The 1254-nt window shown below is 68.7% G+C and carries 1 protein-coding gene and 1 pseudogene; both read left to right on the top strand.

Annotated elements, in window-relative coordinates; all coding sequences use genetic code 11:
• Positions 1 to 230 (top strand): annotated as a pseudogene (locus tag HCZ97_RS20375) (type I secretion system permease/ATPase); the annotation flags it as partial.
• Positions 227 to 1254, top strand: a 1028-nt coding sequence (locus tag HCZ97_RS20370) for a biotin/lipoyl-binding protein (RefSeq protein ID WP_167690947.1), incomplete at its 3' end; no start/stop codon positions are given. The pseudogene HCZ97_RS20375 and the gene HCZ97_RS20370, both read left to right, overlap by 4 nt.

Raw genomic sequence — 1254 nt, 5'->3', positions numbered from 1 at the left:
ACAACGAGGGCAGCAAGGCGCTGAACCGCGCGATCCGGGCGCTCAAGGAAGAGGGGGGCGCAGTGATGATCATGGCCCACCGCCCGGCCGCGATCCAGGAATGCAACCTGCTGCTGATGCTGGAAGGGGGCAACCGCAAGGCCTTCGGGCCGCGGGATGACGTCTTGCGCGAAGTGTTGCAGAACCACGAGCAGGTCCGCGGCACCACCAATGGCGGAGGTGTGAAATGAGCACGCCCAACACGCCCCCCGAAGATCGCGATCGCAAGCCGTCCGGCGCGGACAGGCGCAGGGACCAGTCGGCGGCCAGGCCCCAGCCGAAAGCGCGCGAGCAAGAGCAGACGGGCGCGGCGCCGCAGGGGCTGGTGCTAGGGCAGATGCCCTCTCAGCCGCCGGCGGGCGGGCGCGGCCGGGGCGACCGGGTCTTTTCGGCCCGTGGCGCGCTGATCCTGGGCTTCGTGGCGCTTCTGGCGTTGCTCGGGGGCTTCGGCACCTGGGCCGTGCTGACGCAGATCGCCGGGGCCGTCGTGGCCTCTGGCCAGATCGAGGTGGAGCGCAACCGCCAGGTCGTGCAGCACCCGGATGGCGGCGTGGTCAAGGACCTGCTGGTCGAAGAAGGCGACCGGGTGGAAGCCGACCAGGTGATGCTGATCCTAGACAAGGACCAGATGGAATCCGAACTGGCCATCGTGGAAGGCCAGCTTTACGAGCTGATGGCGCGGCGCGGCCGACTGGTGGCCGAACGCGACGGCACGGACAGGCCGATCTTTCCGCCCCTGGCGCTTGAGGTTGCCGCGCAGAACCCCGATGTCGCAGAGCTGCTGGAGGGCCAGCGCCGCCTACTGGCCGCGCGGCGCGATGCCCAGATCCAGGCGGAAAAGCAGCTGCGCGAACGCTCTGCCCAGATCACCAGCCAGATCGCGGGGATGGAGGCCCAGCTGGTCGCCTTCACCCTGCAGCTCAACCTGATCGCGCAGGAGCTGGAGACCCAGCAGCAGCTGCTGGACAAGGGCCTGTCACAGGTTGCCAAGGTCCTGTCCCTGCAACGGGAATCCGCCCGCCTGGAAGGCGAGATCGGCGAATTGACCGCCGCCAAGGCACAGGCCCGCGGGCGCACCGCCGAGGTCGAGCTTGAGATCCTGAACCTGACCGTCGCCGCCCGGCAAGAGGCCATCACCGGCCTGCGTGACCAGCAATACCGTGAGCTTGAGCTGCTGGAACGCCGCCGCGCGCTGAAGCAGAAGCTGGATCAGCT

Origin of the sequence: Pseudooceanicola sp. HF7, assembly GCF_011806405.1 — a bacterium.
In the GTDB taxonomy this organism is placed as follows: domain Bacteria; phylum Pseudomonadota; class Alphaproteobacteria; order Rhodobacterales; family Rhodobacteraceae; genus Pseudooceanicola.
Note: the sequence above shows the minus strand (reverse complement) of the source record. Positions and strands in the feature narration are given on the sequence as shown.